At 47.8% G+C, this 17,614-nt stretch carries 16 protein-coding genes; 8 read left to right on the top strand and 8 right to left on the bottom strand.

The window, feature by feature from the left end; all coding sequences use genetic code 11:
- Positions 1-34: 34 nt before the first annotated feature.
- Together DXN05_RS16535 and DXN05_RS16530 are read left to right on the top strand one after the other, a co-directional pair.
- Positions 35-466 (top strand): hypothetical protein, encoded by a 432-nt coding sequence (locus tag DXN05_RS16535; RefSeq protein WP_116848382.1) that lies wholly within the window; start codon positions 35-37, stop codon positions 464-466.
- Between the two features lie 2 nt (positions 467-468).
- Positions 469-891, top strand: a complete 423-nt coding sequence (locus DXN05_RS16530; protein ID WP_245975239.1) for a DMT family protein — start codon at positions 469-471, stop codon at positions 889-891.
- 450 nt (positions 892-1,341) lie between these two features.
- Here DXN05_RS16530 and DXN05_RS16525 read toward each other — a convergent pair whose 3' ends face one another.
- Positions 1,342-2,355 (bottom strand): WD40/YVTN/BNR-like repeat-containing protein, encoded by a 1,014-nt coding sequence (locus DXN05_RS16525; protein ID WP_147313948.1) that lies wholly within the window; start codon positions 2,353-2,355, stop codon positions 1,342-1,344.
- A 141-nt stretch (positions 2,356-2,496) separates the two neighbouring features.
- Between DXN05_RS16525 and DXN05_RS16520 the strand changes: the two genes are divergently transcribed.
- Positions 2,497-3,216 carry a tRNA threonylcarbamoyladenosine dehydratase gene (locus DXN05_RS16520; RefSeq protein WP_116848380.1) on the top strand — a complete coding sequence of 240 codons (720 nt, stop codon included), beginning with the start codon at positions 2,497-2,499 and terminating at the stop codon, positions 3,214-3,216.
- 183 nt (positions 3,217-3,399) lie between these two features.
- On the opposite strand, the gene DXN05_RS16515 is transcribed toward DXN05_RS16520, so the two are convergent.
- The 5 genes from DXN05_RS16515 to DXN05_RS16495 form a co-directional block, all read right to left on the bottom strand.
- A complete protein-coding gene (locus DXN05_RS16515; protein ID WP_147313947.1) occupies positions 3,400-3,909 on the bottom strand; it encodes a YkgJ family cysteine cluster protein in 510 nt (169 codons plus the stop codon).
- Between the two features lie 47 nt (positions 3,910-3,956).
- Positions 3,957-4,817 (bottom strand): AraC family transcriptional regulator, encoded by an 861-nt coding sequence (locus tag DXN05_RS16510; RefSeq protein ID WP_158559282.1) that lies wholly within the window; start codon positions 4,815-4,817, stop codon positions 3,957-3,959.
- Positions 4,818-5,067: 250 nt separating this feature from the next.
- Entirely contained in the window at positions 5,068-6,198 is a 1,131-nt protein-coding gene (locus DXN05_RS16505) for a M42 family metallopeptidase (protein WP_116848377.1), read from the bottom strand.
- Positions 6,199-6,203: 5 nt separating this feature from the next.
- Positions 6,204-7,112: a UbiA prenyltransferase family protein gene (locus DXN05_RS16500; protein WP_116848376.1), complete on the bottom strand. Its 909-nt coding sequence runs from the start codon at positions 7,110-7,112 to the stop codon at positions 6,204-6,206.
- Positions 7,113-7,119: 7 nt separating this feature from the next.
- Entirely contained in the window at positions 7,120-7,572 is a 453-nt protein-coding gene (locus DXN05_RS16495; RefSeq protein WP_158559281.1) for a hypothetical protein, read from the bottom strand.
- A gap of 90 nt (positions 7,573-7,662) precedes the next feature.
- On the opposite strand from DXN05_RS16495, the gene DXN05_RS16490 reads away from it, so the two are divergent.
- Positions 7,663-8,676 carry a LuxE/PaaK family acyltransferase gene (locus DXN05_RS16490; protein WP_116848374.1) on the top strand — a complete coding sequence of 338 codons (1,014 nt, stop codon included), beginning with the start codon at positions 7,663-7,665 and terminating at the stop codon, positions 8,674-8,676.
- 91 nt (positions 8,677-8,767) lie between these two features.
- Here DXN05_RS16490 and DXN05_RS16485 read toward each other — a convergent pair whose 3' ends face one another.
- Positions 8,768-9,199, bottom strand: coding sequence for a hypothetical protein (locus tag DXN05_RS16485; RefSeq protein WP_116848373.1), 432 nt, complete (start codon positions 9,197-9,199; stop codon positions 8,768-8,770).
- Between the two features lie 168 nt (positions 9,200-9,367).
- Positions 9,368-9,682: a hypothetical protein gene (locus DXN05_RS16480; RefSeq protein ID WP_116848372.1), complete on the bottom strand. Its 315-nt coding sequence runs from the start codon at positions 9,680-9,682 to the stop codon at positions 9,368-9,370.
- A gap of 158 nt (positions 9,683-9,840) precedes the next feature.
- On the opposite strand from DXN05_RS16480, the gene DXN05_RS24730 reads away from it, so the two are divergent.
- From DXN05_RS24730 to DXN05_RS16465, 4 genes are all read left to right on the top strand, one after another.
- Positions 9,841-9,990 (top strand): hypothetical protein, encoded by a 150-nt coding sequence (locus DXN05_RS24730; protein WP_158559280.1) that lies wholly within the window; start codon positions 9,841-9,843, stop codon positions 9,988-9,990.
- 157 nt (positions 9,991-10,147) lie between these two features.
- Positions 10,148-11,815, top strand: coding sequence for a DUF6377 domain-containing protein (locus tag DXN05_RS16475; protein ID WP_147313946.1), 1,668 nt, complete (start codon positions 10,148-10,150; stop codon positions 11,813-11,815).
- 278 nt (positions 11,816-12,093) lie between these two features.
- Positions 12,094-14,493: a glycoside hydrolase family 31 protein gene (locus DXN05_RS16470; RefSeq protein ID WP_116848370.1), complete on the top strand. Its 2,400-nt coding sequence runs from the start codon at positions 12,094-12,096 to the stop codon at positions 14,491-14,493.
- 153 nt (positions 14,494-14,646) lie between these two features.
- Positions 14,647-17,610, top strand: a complete 2,964-nt coding sequence (locus tag DXN05_RS16465; protein ID WP_116848369.1) for a SusC/RagA family TonB-linked outer membrane protein — start codon at positions 14,647-14,649, stop codon at positions 17,608-17,610.
- The last annotated feature ends 4 nt before the right edge of the window (positions 17,611-17,614 follow it).

Below are 17,614 nucleotides of genomic sequence, written 5' to 3'. Positions count from 1 at the left end.
TTGTCTTATTTTGCTCCCTTAATACCAGATTACCTTGTACAAATTAGTGATTGTTTTATACGTTGTGTGTTTTGGCCTGTATGTGCTTTTTTCGCGTGAGCCTGATTATTTTGATGGCGAGGTTATCCCGGCTGTTATACATTTTGCTGCAGATAGTGCACATGCCAAACCCGTTCCCAGGGCCACTTTTGAGATGATCGGTGTTCATTACAGCGTGAATGCAGACTATACTTTCAGGCAGTTTAAAGAGGGGGAAACCGTACACGTGATATACGAAAATGCACAACCCGAAAAGGCTGCCATTTATGCCATATGGGGTTACTGGATACGCTGGCAGGAGCTGCTGGCTTCTGTTGTTTTGCTGGTCGTTGGCCTGCGCGGGGCCATGGCTATTACCAGCAATCCCGATCCCAATGTAAAAGACGAAGCCGAATTTCCCCGCCGCAAAAAAAGGAAGTATTCGTGAAGATGGCTTCATTGTTTGATGGCCTGATTGTTGAAACCATCGAGCCATTAAACCATACAACAATCAAACCATACAACCATCAAACCGTCATTCCCATGCGCACCATTGTGATGCTGATTTGCTCGAATGTGTTTATGACCTTTGCCTGGTACTGGCATTTAAAGGAGAAAGGTGTTCCGTTATGGAAGGCCATTTTAATAAGCTGGGGCATTGCTTTTTTTGAATATTGTTTAACCGTGCCTGCCAACCGCATGGGCTTTGCCAATGGGTTTAACGGCTTCCAGCTGAAGATTATACAAGAGGTAATTACCCTGGTGATCTTTACCATATTCGCGATACTGTACCTGAAAGAGCCCTTTCACTGGAAATACCTGCTGAGCTTTGCATGCATTATGGGGGCGGTGTATTTTGCATTTAAGAAATGAGGGGAAAACCAGTGAATAGTGAATAGTCAATGGTGAATAAAAATAGTGAGTGGTGAGTTGTGAGTGGTGAGGACGGAGCGAAGTGCAACGTTAGTGTACCGGTGCTTAGAAAATTAAATTCGCTCAGATCATCTCGACTGTCGACGTCTCGATGTCTCGAAAAAGAAAAAGGGCATCCTGATCGAAACAGGACAGCCCTATTAACCCTGCTGCATAAAAAAAAGTTGGTGTATACACTGCCATGTGCGGTTGTTGCAGGTACAACAGTACATGGCTGATATAAATGATACGATATTGTTGTTAATTGTAACAGGTTCTTTTATGGCTTGTAACCATTGCCTGTTAAGAGTAGTAGTTGTTCGGGCAGAAGTATTTGCCCTATATCCAAACGAAGTACAATTGAGACGGTGTAAAGATAGAAGTGTTTAATGAGCAAAAAAAAATATTTTGCTATTTATCGGTATAACCCGCATTCATCACGGCGATTCTGCCATTACTTCCTGCGAAATATACACGGTGCCCGTTCCTGGCCTGCTGTACTACATGAAACCCCTGTCGTGTTAATAACTGCCAGTTGCTGCCATCATCACCCGATACGTCAACCCCACTGGTGCCGCAGGTTACAAGCGAATGTTTGCCGGTGAATATAACGCATGAGCGATAGCCGTGCGGAGATGTAACAGGTTTGTTAAAACTGAAACCCTTGCCGGTTAATTTAACGAGTACACAGTTATCATGCGCAATGGTATCTTTTGCAAAATCGCCGCCTACTACCACGGCATAGTTGCCGGAAGCCGCACTGGCAATGGAGTTGGCGCCTGTGCTGGTTTGTCCCTGCATGATGGGCAGTGAATCGTTGCGCAGGTTATTGTATAACACGATGCGCGATTTGATGCCGCCTGTTACAAACACCAGTTTCTGTTGCATAAAACAAAGATTGGTTCCGCTTGATGCAAAGAACGCTTCACCTGTGCTGAGCAGGGGCAGCTGCTTGTCGGCAATAGTGTTCACCTTAAACCAGCTGTAACCGCCGTCTTCCGTGGCTGCCAGGTAAGGGCGGTTGTTTTGCAGGGGATCACCTATAACAAATCCCCTGCGGCCATCGGGCGAAAAGGCCATGGCATCGAGAAACATGCCTTTGGCTGTGTCTTCAAATACTTTGGTCCAGCTGCTGCCGCCATCGGTGGTTTGCAATAAAACGGCCGGTTCGGCCACTGCCATGATCACGGCAATTTTATCATTCAGGGCTTCTATATCGCGGAAATCACGCTTCTCAAACCCCGGTACCTGTATCCATTGTATGTGTTTACCGCCATCGGTACTGCGGGCTACCATACCATTGCTGCCGCTTGCCCAGAACACGCTGTCGTTTACCACCGACAAGCCGCGGAGGCTGGTTTTGTGCGCAGAATCGAGCAGCTGTACGGGTTGCTGTGCATGGGCGGGTTGTAACGCAACAACCATTGATAACAGGAAAAATATTTTTATAAACCGCATTGAACCAACATTTTTGCAAAAATTATAAAACTGGTGATTGCAAACTACGGTGCAGGTGCCGTAAAAGAAAATATTTGTTGCAAACACCATAGCAGTTAAACAACCTTTATGATCCCTTACTGGATGAGCAGGTCCCAGTTATTGCTGGGCGATGAGAAGATAACCCATTTAATGCAACAGCATGTGCTGGTGGTAGGATTGGGTGGTGTTGGCGGCATTTGTGCCGAAATGATAGCCCGTGCAGGCATCGGTAAAATGACTATTGTAGATGCCGATGTGGTAGATCTCAGCAATTGTAACAGGCAAATAGCCGCGCTGCATACTACCGCCGGTTTGCGTAAGGCAGAAGTACTGGCCCAGCGCCTGCGCGCCATTAATCCTGAACTGGATTTAACTGTACTGCCGCAATACCTGCAGGAAGAACAGCTGGAAGCATTATTGCAGCCCGGTGCTTTCAGTTATGTGCTGGATTGCATTGATACCCTTGGCCCCAAAGTAGCGCTGCTGCGTATTTGCGTTGAACGCGGACTGCCGGTTGCCAGTGCCATGGGCGCAGGCGGCAAAACAGATCCCTCGCAGGTAAGGGTGGCCGATATCCAGCAATCTTACGATTGCAAACTGGCCAAATACGTACGCAAGCGCCTCAACGAAAAAGGTGTGCGCGAAGGCATACAGGTGGTATTCAGTCCCGAAAAGATTGATGAAGACAGGGTGATCGTTACCGAAAAAGCCTTTCTCAAGAAAACACTCATCGGTACCATCAGCTATATGCCCGCCATATTCGGTTGCACACTGGCCAGCGTAGCGATCAGGGAACTGATGGATTGATAGTGCCATTGCTGGATTGTTTGATGGAAAGATGGCTTACAAATATATAGGCGCAGGTGAGGACACCCGCGCAGGCGTCGAGCAAAGCGCCGCAGTCAACGACTGCAGCGCTTTTGTATTTATTCACTATTGACTATTCAGTATTCACCTACGGACCCGCTAAAATCACTCACCACTGACTATTCACTTGAAAAATCCCAACTCCTGCTTCATTTGCTCCATTACATTGTAAATAATAGGGCAGCGGCCATAGTGCATAAAGGTAGCAAACAGGCGGCCCTGGAAATGGGGCTGGTGAAAGCTGGGAAATTCCCGGCATTCGGTAAAACGGTGCTCGTAAATAGAGCAGCTGTTGCCTTTTAGAAAATGGCAGGGAATGGAATTAAGCACCATTATTTCGCCACTGCTGCTGCATTCCACATAACGTTCTTTTACATCTTCCTCGGTGGTTTGCAGGTGGGCGGCGAGGGCTTTTACTTCGGGTGCGGTAATATTTACCATCAGGGAACGGCAGCAGTTGCCGCAGGTAGTACAATCAATTTGCGGGGAAACTTCATTGCTCAGCCGCAGCACCAGGGTGTCTACCTCATCGGAGGGAAGCGCCCGTACAAAATCTTTGAAAGCGGCATTTTCAGCTTCTTTCTCCTCCGCTTCGCGGGCAATAAAGTCCAGTTGGGTGGTAATGGTATTCAAGGGTGCAAGGTATACAAAAGATACTGCAACGCCGGAAAATATCCTGTTTACCGGTATTGCTGCCTGAACCCCAATGGGGTACACCCGGTAACTTTTTTGAACAGGCGGGAGAAATAGCCATGGTCGTCATACCCCAGCTCATTGCTGATTTCCTTTACACTCAGGGGCGTATGGTACAGCAACCGTTTGGCTTCGAGCATTACGACCTGCTGAATATGGTGCGATACGGAAAAGCCGGATACCTGGTGCACCATATCGTTCAGGTGCGAGGTAGAAATGGCAAGAGCACCGGCATATTCGGCCGGTTTTTTCCATTCCTTAAAGCGGGTATGCAGCAGTTCCCTGAAATCCTGTTCAATTACCACACTACGGGTATCGGCAGGCCGGTTGCAGGGGTCGGGAACAGTGGCTTCATTGGCCAGCAGGGTAAGTATGCTTTGCAGTATGCTGTGCCTGGCCGGTACGGTGAAAATGCCCTGGTTATCGTTATTGAGCTGGTGTAAAATACAGCAGAGTTGCATCAGCTGCTGGTGCAGGCCGGGCGAAATGCTGAATACGGGTTTGTGTGCAATAGCCTGTTGCAGGGCGCGCTGCAGGGGAACAGGCATTAGCGGGGCATCGAATGAAATGGTGTAACCACCTGCGTTGCGGTATTCTACCAGGCTGTGTACCTGGCCGGGCCATATTAAACTGATGGAAGGTGCCTGGAGCTGGTGCCGCTTAAAATCGATGAGCATATCAACATACCCTTCGTCCATTACAAACAGCAGGAAATGATTGTCGCGGTGTGGTTCGGTAATAGCATGCAGGTGCAGGGTGTGTATTTCTGCAATGCCCCGGATAAAGATGCCTGCACGGGCGCCTTCAATAATATGATGCCTGGGAATTGCCGCTTGTTTTCTTTTCATACTGCACCTGACGAATAACCCTTCAAAATATTTGGAATACAGCGTACCTGAGGCCATTCCTGTTTAAAGGAATGACTTAGCCAATACAGGATTTGCAGGCGCAAAGATAGGAAAGTAACAGCGCGTTAGCCGGGCTGATTGATAACCGGGCAGTTACATGGCTGAACGGCGTTCGCGCTGAAGCAATTAAACAGAAATCCCCCCTGCAGGAATACCACAGGGGGGATATGCCATTACATGGAGGCAGGGCCTACAGGTAGCTGAGATTTGTTTGCGGCGTTAAAGCCAGCAAGGTTTCATACATCAGCAGAATGGTATTTTCAATGTCTTTTTTGTGGATCATTTCTACCGTGGTATGCATGTAGCGCAGCGGTATGGAGATAAGTACCGAAGGGCAGCCGTCGTTGGCATAGGCAAAACTGTCGGTATCGGTGCCGGTGCTTCTGCTTACGGTGCGCATCTGTACAGGTATTTCGGCCTTCTCAGCCACATCCTGTACCAGGTTCAGCAATTTGTTGTGTACAGCAGGGCCATAGGCCAGTGAAGGGCCTTTGCCGCACCAGATATCCCCTTCAATAATCTTGTTCACCATCGGCGTATTGGTATCGTGCGTAACGTCGGTAATGATGGCGATATTGGGTTTAATGCGGCGGGCGATCATTTCTGCGCCACGCAGGCCAATCTCTTCCTGTACTGCGTTTACAATGTATAAACCAAAAGGCAGTTTCTTTTTGTTTTGTTTCAGCAGGCGGGCTACTTCGGCAATCATAAAGCCACCTACGCGGTTGTCGAATGCACGGCCGATCAGGTAATCGTACGCCAGTTCATCATACCCTTCTTCGTAGGTAACCACAGAGCCGATGTGTATGCCGAGGTCTTCCACTTCTTTTTTAGAACGTGCACCGCAGTCGAGAAACAGGTTGTCTACCCGGGGCTGCGGTTCTTTGTGATCAGGGTTGCCAATGCGGGTGTGAATGGCTGGCCAGCCGAATACAGCTTTAACCGGGCCTTTTTTACCATGAACCAACACGCGTTTGGCGGGGGCCACCTGGTGGTCAACACCGCCATTGCGTTTCAGGTAAATCAAGCCCTGGTCGTTAATATAGTTTACAAACCAGCTTATTTCATCGGCATGCGCTTCAATCACCACTTTAAACGGGGCATCGGGGTTAATAACACCCACAGCAGTGCCATAGGGGTCGGTGAAATGCGTATCTACATAAGGTTTCAGGTATTCGAGCCACAGCTTTTGCCCGGCGCTTTCAAAGCCAACAGGCGAGGGATTGTTGATATAGTTTTTAAAGAAACCCATAGCGGTTTCTGTTAAAACAACGGACGGTTCTTTGGTACTTTTGTCTTTGTTTTTTTTCTCTTTTGCCATAGTATTTATTTTACCAGTTCAACACCTAAAATGCCACACACTGCTTTCAGCAACATCAACCCGTCTATCACGGTAAGGTAATAAACAATGTTTTTGCGGCGGTGCAGTGAGTAAGCCACCACCAGCAATGCGATAAAGGGAATGGTGTTGATCGCTATTTTTAAAGCAGGAAAATGATTGATATGTGCAAATATCTGCAAAGAAATTAAACCGGTGATGGTAAGCGGGATAATGATAAAAAAAAGCGTTTTCCGCAGTCCGTATTGTACTACAAAGGTTTTGAGCTGCAGGTTCGAATCGGAAGCATAGTCTTTGATGTCGAACATAATGCACAGTACGGTAATAAACATCCAGTTTTTGAGAAAGAACCAGGCTTCGAGCAGGGAGATGATGTAGGCAGAGCGGGTTTCTGTTACGCGGAAGATAACAGGGTACAGGGTTACGGCCCCTGCCCATACAAAGCCGATGACAAAGGGTTTCATCCAGCCGGTTTTACGCAGGTTCAGGTGCATAAAACCCAATAGTGGTATATCGTAATAAAAAGCCGCAACCAGGGGCACCAGTGCGGCAATAACCCAGTGCCAGGGCGATATGTGGAAGACATCGGAACGTATTTCCCACAGGTACAGCAATGCTGCAATTGCGCAGACAATGGTTAAGATAAGCTGTGTGGCAAATACCAGCCGCCGGTGATTGCTGTACCAGAGCGTACGCGGGTTGGTGCTGTGCACATATTGTTCGCTGATGTAGGCACGGGTATAATACACCACGGTTCCGGTGAACAACATCAGGTAAAACAGGCCGCTGTTGAGTGTGAAACCTATCTGCAGGTTCGATTCAATGGCGAGTGCCACCGCACACAGTGCATAAAAATAATTGCCGAAAATCAGCAGCCATGATATCTTTTTTAGCAAACTGTTGTTATTGTGCCAGCAATTTAATGACAGGAGATCTTACCGTATCGCTGATGTGATTGCCTTTGTCTTTTAACCAGAAACGGAAATAACAGGAATCTACACGCGCGGCAGTAGGGCATGCATTAATGCTGGGGTAACCGCCATCGCTTGCATTGTATACGTAATTGATTTCAAACTGGCCCTGCAGGTTTTTGGTCGCCGTAAAATCAGGCACCTGGTAACCTGAAGTAAAATCGCCGTCTGAGCAGGTGAAAGAAATTTTCTGAACCCAAAGTGTATCCTGTATATCGCCTTCTTTATCGGTAAAATCAATTTTAAAGGTCATGAGCTGGCGTTGTACAAAGCTGGTATCATTCACGCTTTTAAAGGTAAGTTGCGGTTTGGTGCTGAATTGATCTTTGCTGCATGCTGCCAGTGCGATTGCGATTAGGCCAATAATAAATAATTTTGCTTTCACCAGTTTGTAGTTTTTATTTTCAGCCGGTTGTTGTTTCAATGGTTTTATACCGTTTTATGCAAATGCCCGGCGCAATCTATTTACAGTTGCATGTCAAATTTAAATAAAACCACCGATCAGTATCCTTTAAACGAAAGTATTGTTGACAATATTTTTAAAGATACCATTGATTTTCCCGGCGCTGCCCTGGAAATATTCCGGTACCAGTATTCGCACAACCCGGTGTACCGCGCATGGTGCGATACGTTGGGTGTAAGCAGCAGCATGGTACAACAAGTGGCCGACATTCCTTTTCTGCCTATCTCTTTTTTTAAAACACACACGGTGGTATCAGGCATTTTTGAGCCTGAGATTGTGTTTGAAAGCAGCGGCACCACGCAAACCATTAACAGCAAACACCTGGTGAAGTCGCTGGAGGTATACCGGCAAAGTTTTGTTAAAGCTTTTGAGCGCGAATATGGTCCCATCAGCAATTGGTGTGTGATAGGCCTGCTGCCTGCTTACCTGGAACGGCAACATTCTTCGCTGGTGAAAATGGTGGATGATATGATACAGCTGTCCGGCCATGCCGACAGCGGTTTTTACCTGTACGATCATGATAAGCTGGCTGCCAACCTGAGTGTGCTGGAACAGGCTGGAACGCCGGTATTACTGATAGGTGTTACGTTTGGACTGCTTGATTTTGCCGAAGGTTTTCCCATGCAGTTGCAACATACGGTGGTAATGGAAACCGGTGGCATGAAGGGGCGCCGTAAAGAGATTACGCGGTACGAATTGCACGATTACCTGAAGCAGCAGCTGGGTATAAGCAGCGTGCATGCAGAATATGGAATGACGGAATTGCTGAGCCAGGCGTATGCAAAGGGGGAGGGCCGTTTTCACTGCCCGCCATGGATGAAGGTGTTGCCAAGGGATGAAGAAGACCCCTTGCTGCTGCACCGGCATGGGCGTGGAGTACTCAACATTATTGACCTGGCCAACATACACAGCTGTTCCTTTATCGCCACGGAAGATGTGGGACAGGTGCATCCGGACGGCAGTTTTGAAGTATGGGGCCGTATGGACAACAGCGATATACGCGGCTGTAGTTTATTGGTGGTATAACCGGCTCGTATAGCCGGTTGAACAGGATTGCGGAAAGCCCTTTGAGCACTCCCGCTGTCATGCACCGCCCAATGAAATGCCAACAATTACATTAATGCGTGGCACTGTCCTTCGCAGTGTTGCCCGTTTGCCTGGCGGGGCGCGTTTTGGTGCGGTAGATGCCACCCCTGGTGGTAATCAGGTATACGCCGTTTTTGCCGCGTTCGCCATATTTTTTCAGTGCAGCCGAATCTTTTACCTGGTCGATGCCCGTGATGGTCATCGGGTCAATTGTAGGAAAAGCAGGCGTGTTAAATTCAGTGCCGTCTACCACGTACAGCGGGTGATTGGTGGTATCGGGTGGCCTGTTGAAGTACACTGTATTGGCGTTGTTCTCCGGTTGCTGCGTGGCCCGGCTGTCCCTGGTGGTAAATTTAGGCGGTGCTACCACAATCGTATCGATCCTGGTAAAGCCCTTGCTCTTTTTCTGCGCCTGTGCACAAACACAGGTAAATAAAACAAAAAGTAGTAAAAAGTATTTCATCGGGTTAACTTGAGCAGGCAATTTAGGTATTCACTACTGTTCAGGCTGTTTACTTTACTATTTTGCGTTCTTCTTGGGCGCAGTTCACCCATCGTAGCAATAGGCGACTATAAAGTGCGGCGAAAGCTGCCTTGGCAATAGCACGGGATGCTTTACCGCTGGCTGTAATTACTGCCTGTTGTCTGTATTGGCAGCAGGTTTCCAATGCGCTTCGGGTTTAGTGCTCACCAGTATAACACCATATTGGCCGCGCAGTCCGTATTTTTTGGTAGCAACAGAATCTTTCAGCACCGTCATGGTTTGTATGATACCGGGGTCCAGCTGTTGCAATGCATTGGCGCCCTTCAGTTCAACACTGTCTACAATTACCAGGGGTTCGTGTTTGTAAGTGTACTGCCGGGGATTGTTGTTGGGAGTTGAAACCTGTGCATGTGCCATGTAGCCGAACAGTAAACCGCCTAAAGCGAGGATATAGTATTTCATAAGTAATTATGCTAGTGCTATAAATATACCGAAAAATTCATATGCAGGTAATAAATCCGCCTGCTGCGCGTTTCTGATTAGGATGGCGGCAAGTGGTGCATGCCGCGTATTTCAATTGATCAATAATTTATATATTTACCGTTCCTAAATTATCCTTCATGAAACAACTCTTTTCTGCTGCTGCTTTGCTGCTTGTTGCTGCCATCACTTTTACATCGTGCAGCAGCTCAGGTAAAAGCCATTGCGGTTGCCCTTCTGCCAGCGGCAACCATGTAAATACCAAACCGCTCAGGGATAAAGACCTGTAAACCTCTTTCTCCCGTCATTTGATATCAGCTGCCGGCCTTGCTAAAACGTATTGGCCGTTGCAGCCCCAAAGCATTGGCTGCATATACTGTAACCGCAACTTTTTGTGTTGAAAAAAAAGATAGATTTGTCCGTTCCGGAAAGTGTATGTATCGATTTATGAAACCATTGCTTGTTTGCTTATGCCTGCTGGCCGCCCTTACCCCCGGCGCCTATGCCAATACTAATGACAGTTTGTTAACCAGGCTGGCTGCCACCATTCATGCTGCTCCCCAATACGATGCTGCAAGGGTGAAGGAAATTCAGCAGCTTACACAGGCCCTCCAGTCTGACCATGTTACCGACACCACCATATTCAGCAGCTACGAAAAAATATATGAGGCGTACAAGGTATTCAATTACGATTCTGCCTATACCTATGCACGCAGACTGATTCAGCTTTCCCGGCATATTGGCGGCAACAATTATACAGCCGCAGCCAAACTCAAACTCAGCTTTATATTATTGTCTGCCGGTTTGTACAAGGAAACCTACGATTCCCTGCTTGCCTTGTCGCGCCAGCCTGTGCCAGATGCATTGAAAGGGGAGTACTACACTTTGTGGGGCCGCTATTATTACGACCTCGCCGGTTATGCCAACGACAACTACCACTCGGTTAACTACGATATTGAAGGCAGCAAATACCTTGATTCTGCCTTACATTATTATATACCCGGCTCTTTTGAAGCTATTTATTACAACGGGCTGCTTAACCTGAAACGCGGTAAAACGTCAGAAGCCAGTCATTACCTGGAGCAGCTGATGCAGCAACCGGGTTTAACCGCACACCAGCTGGCGCTTACTGCATCAACCTTAAGTGCCATTTACCAGGGCAAGGGTGATATGGACAATGCCATCAGCCTACTGATACGTGCAACCGTGGCCGATATCGAATCCAGCACCAAGGAAACAGTGGCCATCTTCCACCTGTCTGAGCTGTTGTATAAAAAAGGCGATCTCAAACATGCGGTGATGTGTATTGAGAGTGCTATTTCCAATGCAGAGTTTTACGGCGCACGCCAGCGTAAAGTACAGGCCAGTTCTATCCTTCCTTTAATTGAAGGTGCCCGCATCAGCGGTATTGAAGCGCAGAAAAACAGGCTGGCCAATTACGCCATACTCGTTACTTTACTGGTAGTTGCCCTGGTAGTACTGGCCTTTGTGGTATTGCGCCAGGTAAAAAAACTGCAGCTGGCACAGCAGGCATTAAAAGCCGCCAATACCCTGCAGCAGCAGGCCAATGAACAGCTGGGCCAGGCCAACCGGCAACTGGCGCTGGTAAACGATGAACTGGAAGACGCCAATAAGATTAAACAGGAATACATCGGTTATTTCTTTAACATGGATTCCGAGTTTTACGGCAAGCTCGATAAGATTAAAATGACCATCGAGCAAAAACTGCATGAACGCAAATACGAGGATATCCGTTTTGTATTAAATAAAATAGACGCCCGCAAGGAAAAAGAAGAACTGCTGCTCAGTTTCGACAAAATATTCCTGAAGCTGTTTCCCGATTTTGTGGCAGAGGTAAATTCCCTGCTGCGCGATGACGAACGTATTGTATTGAAAGACGGTGAGCTGATGAGCACCGACCTCCGCATTTTCGCCCTGATGCGCATGGGTGTAACCGACCCCGAAAAGATAGCCCAGATACTCGAGTATTCCGTTAAAACCATTTACAGCTACAAATCCCGCATCAAAAACAAGGCAACCATGCCGGGCGACGTTTTTGAAGAAAAGATTATGCAGGTAAAAAGCGTAAGCCCGAGGCCGGTGAGTAGTGAGTAGTCAGTGGTGAGTAGTGAGTGGTGAGTGAGAAAAATTCCGCCCGGGCGAAGCCGGTACATCCGCTAAACTCTTGGTTTTCCTGTCTTTTTTTATTCTATTAGTTAAAATCTTAATGTTTATTAACTTGTTGATATAAAATATCTTACATTTTTAATTTTCTCGATTTTGCCTATTTTTTTGCCATAACCCTTTTACAAATTGGTAGCGGCTTGCTTGCTCAGTTTCTTTGACTGGTTATTCAATTTCTAACCCTTTTCAAGAGATTGCCAAGCCAGTTTATGAGACGTTTTCTACTGTTATGTTCGTTTGCGGTTGCTGCGTTAGCCACCCGTGCACAAGACCAGGTACTGCCCGTTGGGGATGTAAAAAAAGTGTCGGCAGCCAACGGCCGGCTCGATATTGCCACCACGCATGCCTTTGTCCGTTTACAGGTATACAGCGCTTCGGTGGTACGGGTGCGTATATCCGGCCAGCCATTGGGTGATGATTTTTCCTATGCCGTAACTGCCAAAGCCTCCGGTAAAATAACCCCGGTTGAAACGGCGCAGGATATTCAATTCAGCACAGATTCCATTCGTATACATATTGGCAAAAAGCCGTTTTCTGTTAGTTTCTATACCCCCGATAACCGGCTCATCAGTGAAGATGAGCCCGGTTTAACCACCTCCTGGATAGGGTCGGAGGTAACTGCCTATAAACACCTGCAGGAAGGCGAACGCTTTATCGGCCTCGGTGAAAAAACAGGCAACCTCGACCGCCAGGGCAATGCCTATACCAACTGGAACTCGGATGTGTATGGCTACAACGCAGCGCAGGACCCGCTGTACAGCACCATCCCGTTTTACATGGGGCTGCACCACGGGTTGCAGTACGGCATATTCCTCGACAATACGGCGCAGACCGATTTTAATTTCGGCGCCAGCAATAACCGCTTCTCCTCGTTCGGGGCCAAAAGCGGTGAAATGAATTACTATTTCCTGTACAACAGCAGCGTGGCAGGTATCATTGAATCGTACACCTGGCTTACCGGCCGTATGCCCATGCCCCCCATGTGGGCGCTCGGTTACCAGCAAAACCGCTATTCGTATTATCCCGATACCGAAGTGTACCGCATAGCCCATACGCTTCGCGAGAAAAAGATTCCGGCAGACGGCATTACCCTCGACATTCATTACATGGATGCCTACAAGCTGTTTACCTGGAACAAAGAACGCTTCCCCAACCCCGAAAAAATGCTCGACAGCCTGGCTGGTATGGGTTTTAAAACAACCGTGATTGTAGACCCCGGTATTAAAACCGAAAAGGGATACGCGGCATATGAAAGCGGTATGCAGGAAAACATTTTCCTGAAGTATGCCGACGGACAACCCTATACCGGCCAGGTGTGGCCGGGCTGGTGCCACTTCCCTGACTTTACCAGCGAAAAGGGCCGCAGCTGGTGGAGGCAACAGGTAACGAAATACACCCGCCAGGGCGTTGCAGGTATCTGGAACGATATGAACGAGATTTCTACCTGGGGACAGAAGATGCCCAACAACGTACTATTCGATTTTGATGGCCACCCCACCACACACCTCAAAGGTCACAATGTGTTTGGTTTGGAAATGGCGCGCAGCAGTTACGAAGGCACACGCAACGATTTACAGAAACGCCCCTTTATTTTAACACGCTCCGGTTATGCAGGACTGCAACGGTATACAGCAATATGGACAGGCGATAACCGCGCAGAAGATGATCACATGCTGGCAGGTGTGCGTTTGCTGAATAGTTTGGGACTAAGTGGTGTGGCATTTACCGGTATGGACATTGGTGGCTTTACCGGCAACCCCTCAGCCGCATTGTACAGCCGCTGGATGCAGCTGGGTGCATTTATTCCTTATTACAGAAACCATACGGCGCTTGACAGCAAGGCAGCAGAGCCATGGTCGTTCGGTGAAACCATACAGGATATTGCACGCAACTACATCAACCTGCGTTATCACCTGCTGCCATATATCTATTCTACTTTTTATGAAGCTACGCAAACCGGTATGCCGGTGGTGCGCTCGCTCGCCATTGATTACACGCACGATGCCAATGTATACAAACCCGCTTACCAGAACGAATTTCAGTTAGGACAGGCCTTCCTGGTAATACCGCAGGAGAGTGTGCAGCAATATGCCAAAGTGTATTTGCCTGCGGGGCAGTGGTACAACCTGTACAACGATGTAAAAGAAAACGGTAACACGGAAAAACTGATCGGGTTGTCTGCCGCCACCTTACCGGTATATGTAAAAGCAGGCAGCATTGTGCCCATGCAGTCGCTGATACAAAGCACAAAAGAACAACCTACGGATACGCTTACGCTGCACATTTACAACGGCGGCAGCAACAGCTTTACTTATTACGAAGATGATGGCGAAACCTACAAATACGAGCAGGGCTATTTCTACAAAAGAAACATACATATCAATACGGCGAACAACAGCATTGTACTGGATAAACCCAGCGGCAGCAATGGTTCTAAGTTTCATCAAATACAACTGGTACTGCACGGCTTTAACAACGGCAGCCTGCAGGTAAACGGCAAAACCTATACAGCAGCCAATATAACAGGATCTGTAATGCCCGGCTATACGTATACAGCACAAACAGTGGTACTGGATAACAGCAACAATACAATCACCATTAACTATTAATGTAGTTTAGTTAAGCCGCCTCTTTGTGCGCTCTGTGTTTGTTCCCTGCGCACTTTGCGGTTAAAAAATAGATAATGCTTAACTAGCAACATTGATTCAATATTAATCACCACATATTAACTAACAGCGCTTCTTCACTTTAACTTGTCATATATGAATTTACCCCGCATTTCAACGATGCTCTTACTGCTATGCCTGTGCAGCGCACTGCTGCTGAAGGCAAAGGCGCAGTCACCTGGCATACAGGTACACGGTTCTGTAAAGAATGAAAAAGGAGAACCGGTGGATTATGTCTCAGTGCGTATTGCCGGAACAGAAAAAGGAACAGTCTCGGATGCCAAAGGCAATTTTACCTTAACTGCACCTGCCGATGCGCAGCTGCAGCTAACACATATCGGGTACGATACCTTGCTGGTGAAAGCCGCAGCACAACTCAGTGTTACACTTACTTCCAATGCATCACCATTGAACGATGTGGTGGTGATTGGTTATGGTACCGCACGCCGCAAAGAAGTAACCGGCGCTATTGCCACTGTAACTGCGAAGGACTTTCAGCAGGGCAGTATTACCACGCCTGAGCAACTCATCGCCGGTAAAGTGGCCGGTGTAAGCATCACCTCCAACAGCGGCTCACCAGGTGCAGGCAGTACCATTCGCATACGCGGCGGTGCTTCACTCAATGCCAGTAACGACCCGCTGATTGTGATAGATGGTGTGCCCCTGAGCGGCAATAACATTTATGGCGCTTCCAATTCACTCAGTTTGATTAACCCCAACGATATTGAATCTTTCACCGTACTGAAAGATGCGGCGTCTACCGCCATCTATGGTTCAAGGGCGTCGAATGGTGTTATTATCATTACTACCAAGAAAGGCACAAGAGGCACGCCCACATTCAGTTTCAGTACACAGGTGTCTGCCGCAACACTGGCTAAAAAAATGGATGTGCAGTCTGCTGCCGAGTTCCGCAGTTATGTAGATTCACTGGGTGGCGGTACATTTGACAACACGCATACCTATAAATCTTTACTGGGCAGCGCCAATACCGATTGGCAGAAAGAGATATACCAGACAGCCATTAGTACCGACAATAACCTGAGCGTATCCGGTGCGTTAAAGAACATGCCTTACCGTTTCTCCGTAGGCTACCTAAACCAGGATGGTCTGCTGAAAACAGACAACCTGCAGCGTATTTCAGCAGGTATCTCATTAAGTCCGCGCCTGCTGGATAACCACCTGAAAATAGACCTGAACCTGAAAGGCGCCTACAACAAAACACGTTTTGCCAACAACGCAGCCATCAGCTCGGCCGCCTACTTCGATCCCACACAGCCCGTTCATGCCGCTTCACCCTATGGCAACTATTTTGAGTGGGCATCTGTAGATGCAGCTTCCGGCGATGTTACGCTGAACAAGCTGGCACCGCGCAACCCGGTTGCCCTGCTTGAGTTGTACAACAACCGCAGCACCGTGCAGCGCAGCTATGGCAACATACAGTTTGATTACAGCTTTCATTTCTTACCCGAACTGCATGCCAACCTGAACCTGGGTTATGATATTGCCAAAGGCGACGGTAAAATTGATGTGCCTGCCTATGCCGCACAGAACTTCCTTGATGGTGGTCAGCACAACCAATACGCCAATAAAATTGGTAATAAAGTAGGGGAGTTTTACCTGAACTATACCAAAGACATCAAGCCCCTGAAAAGCAATGTGAATGTAACAGCGGGTTATGGCTACTACAACAACCTAACCACCAACTATAACTATCCCGCCATCAGGGCCAATGGCGATACCATTCCCGGCAGCATACCACTGTACAAGATGGATAAACCGGAGAATACTCTCATCTCTTACTACGGCCGTTTGATTTATACGTATGATGGCAAATACATTGTTGCTGCCTCTATCCGTTCAGATGGATCTTCCCGTTTTGCGCCTGCCACGCGTTGGGGAACCTTCCCTTCGGTAGCGTTTACCTGGCGTGTAAACAAAGAATCTTTCCTGGAAAATGCCAAAGCGCTCAGCGATCTGAAGCTGCGCTTGAGCTATGGTGTTACCGGTAACCAGGATGGTATTTACAACTATCCTTACCAGAGCGTGTATTCTTTAAGCGGTAACGGATCTGCCGTACAGTTCGGCGATAAATACTATTACATGGGCACACCTGCTGCCTATGATGCCGGTATAAAATGGGAGCAGACCAGCAGCTATAATGCCGGTGTAGATTATGGTTTCCTCAACAACCGCATCAGCGGCAGCTTTGATTTCTACTACAAGAAAACGAAAGACCTGCTGAACACCATTCCTATTCCTTCAGGCTCTAACTTCAGCAGCACCATTTTAACCAATGTAGGTAATGTAGAGAACAAAGGTGTGGAAATGGCCATCAATGCTACCGTGCTGAAGACTGCCAAATACAGCTGGGATATTGGTTTTAATGCATCATACAACCAGAACAAGATCACCAACCTCACTGCTACCAAAGATTCTACCTATCCGGGTACCTTAACCGGTAATGGCATTATCCAGATCAACTCCGTAGGTTACCAGGCCAATTCATTCTATGTATATCACCAGCAATACCGCAACGGCAAACCTGTTGAAGGCGTGTTCGCTGACATTAATGGTGATGGCATCATTAACCAGAACGACCTGTACCGCTACAAATCACCCTTCCCCAAATTTGTACTGGGCTTTACCACGCAGTTTACCTATGGCAAATGGGCGGTGAATACCGTGCTGCGTGCCAATATCGGTAACTATATGTACAATGGCATTGCTACCGGTTCATTGAAGTCAAACATCCTGAACCCGCTGGGTTACCTGGCCAACAGCCTGCGTGATGTGTACAATACACAGTTTGTATATGGTCAGTCACAATCTGATTACTACATCGAAAACGCTTCTTTCCTGAAGATGGACAACCTTGGTGTAGCCTATACCGTAGGCCGCATACTGAACAACAAGGTGGGACTGCGTTTAAATGCCAACTGCCAGAACGTGTTCACCATTACCAGGTACAAAGGACTTGATCCTGAAATCTACGGCGGTATCGACAACACCATTTACCCAAGACCCCGCACGTTTGTACTCGGTGCCAGTCTGCAATTCTAAAAAC

The organism is Deminuibacter soli (assembly GCF_003412455.1).
Classification (GTDB): Bacteria; Bacteroidota; Bacteroidia; order Chitinophagales; family Chitinophagaceae; genus Deminuibacter; species Deminuibacter soli.
This window is presented reverse-complemented; position numbering and strand designations above follow the sequence as displayed.

What these genes read in the sequence shown, in the direction of transcription:
- DXN05_RS16530 (WP_245975239.1), top strand. Translation starts at nt 469, where the DNA reads ATGGCTTCATTGTTTGATGGCCTGATTGTTGAAACCATCGAGCCATTA.
- DXN05_RS16505 (WP_116848377.1), bottom strand. Translation starts at nt 6,198, where the DNA reads ATGGCAAAAGAGAAAAAAAACAAAGACAAAAGTACCAAAGAACCGTCC.
- DXN05_RS16485 (WP_116848373.1), bottom strand. Translation starts at nt 9,199, where the DNA reads ATGAAATACTTTTTACTACTTTTTGTTTTATTTACCTGTGTTTGTGCA.
- DXN05_RS16480 (WP_116848372.1), bottom strand. Translation starts at nt 9,682, where the DNA reads ATGAAATACTATATCCTCGCTTTAGGCGGTTTACTGTTCGGCTACATG.
- DXN05_RS16490 (WP_116848374.1), top strand. Translation starts at nt 7,663, where the DNA reads ATGTCAAATTTAAATAAAACCACCGATCAGTATCCTTTAAACGAAAGT.
- DXN05_RS16510 (WP_158559282.1), bottom strand. Translation starts at nt 4,817, where the DNA reads ATGAAAAGAAAACAAGCGGCAATTCCCAGGCATCATATTATTGAAGGC.
- DXN05_RS16525 (WP_147313948.1), bottom strand. Translation starts at nt 2,355, where the DNA reads ATGGTTGTTGCGTTACAACCCGCCCATGCACAGCAACCCGTACAGCTG.
- DXN05_RS16475 (WP_147313946.1), top strand. Translation starts at nt 10,148, where the DNA reads ATGAAACCATTGCTTGTTTGCTTATGCCTGCTGGCCGCCCTTACCCCC.
- DXN05_RS16470 (WP_116848370.1), top strand. Translation starts at nt 12,094, where the DNA reads ATGAGACGTTTTCTACTGTTATGTTCGTTTGCGGTTGCTGCGTTAGCC.
- DXN05_RS16520 (WP_116848380.1), top strand. Translation starts at nt 2,497, where the DNA reads ATGATCCCTTACTGGATGAGCAGGTCCCAGTTATTGCTGGGCGATGAG.
- DXN05_RS16465 (WP_116848369.1), top strand. Translation starts at nt 14,647, where the DNA reads ATGAATTTACCCCGCATTTCAACGATGCTCTTACTGCTATGCCTGTGC.
- DXN05_RS24730 (WP_158559280.1), top strand. Translation starts at nt 9,841, where the DNA reads ATGAAACAACTCTTTTCTGCTGCTGCTTTGCTGCTTGTTGCTGCCATC.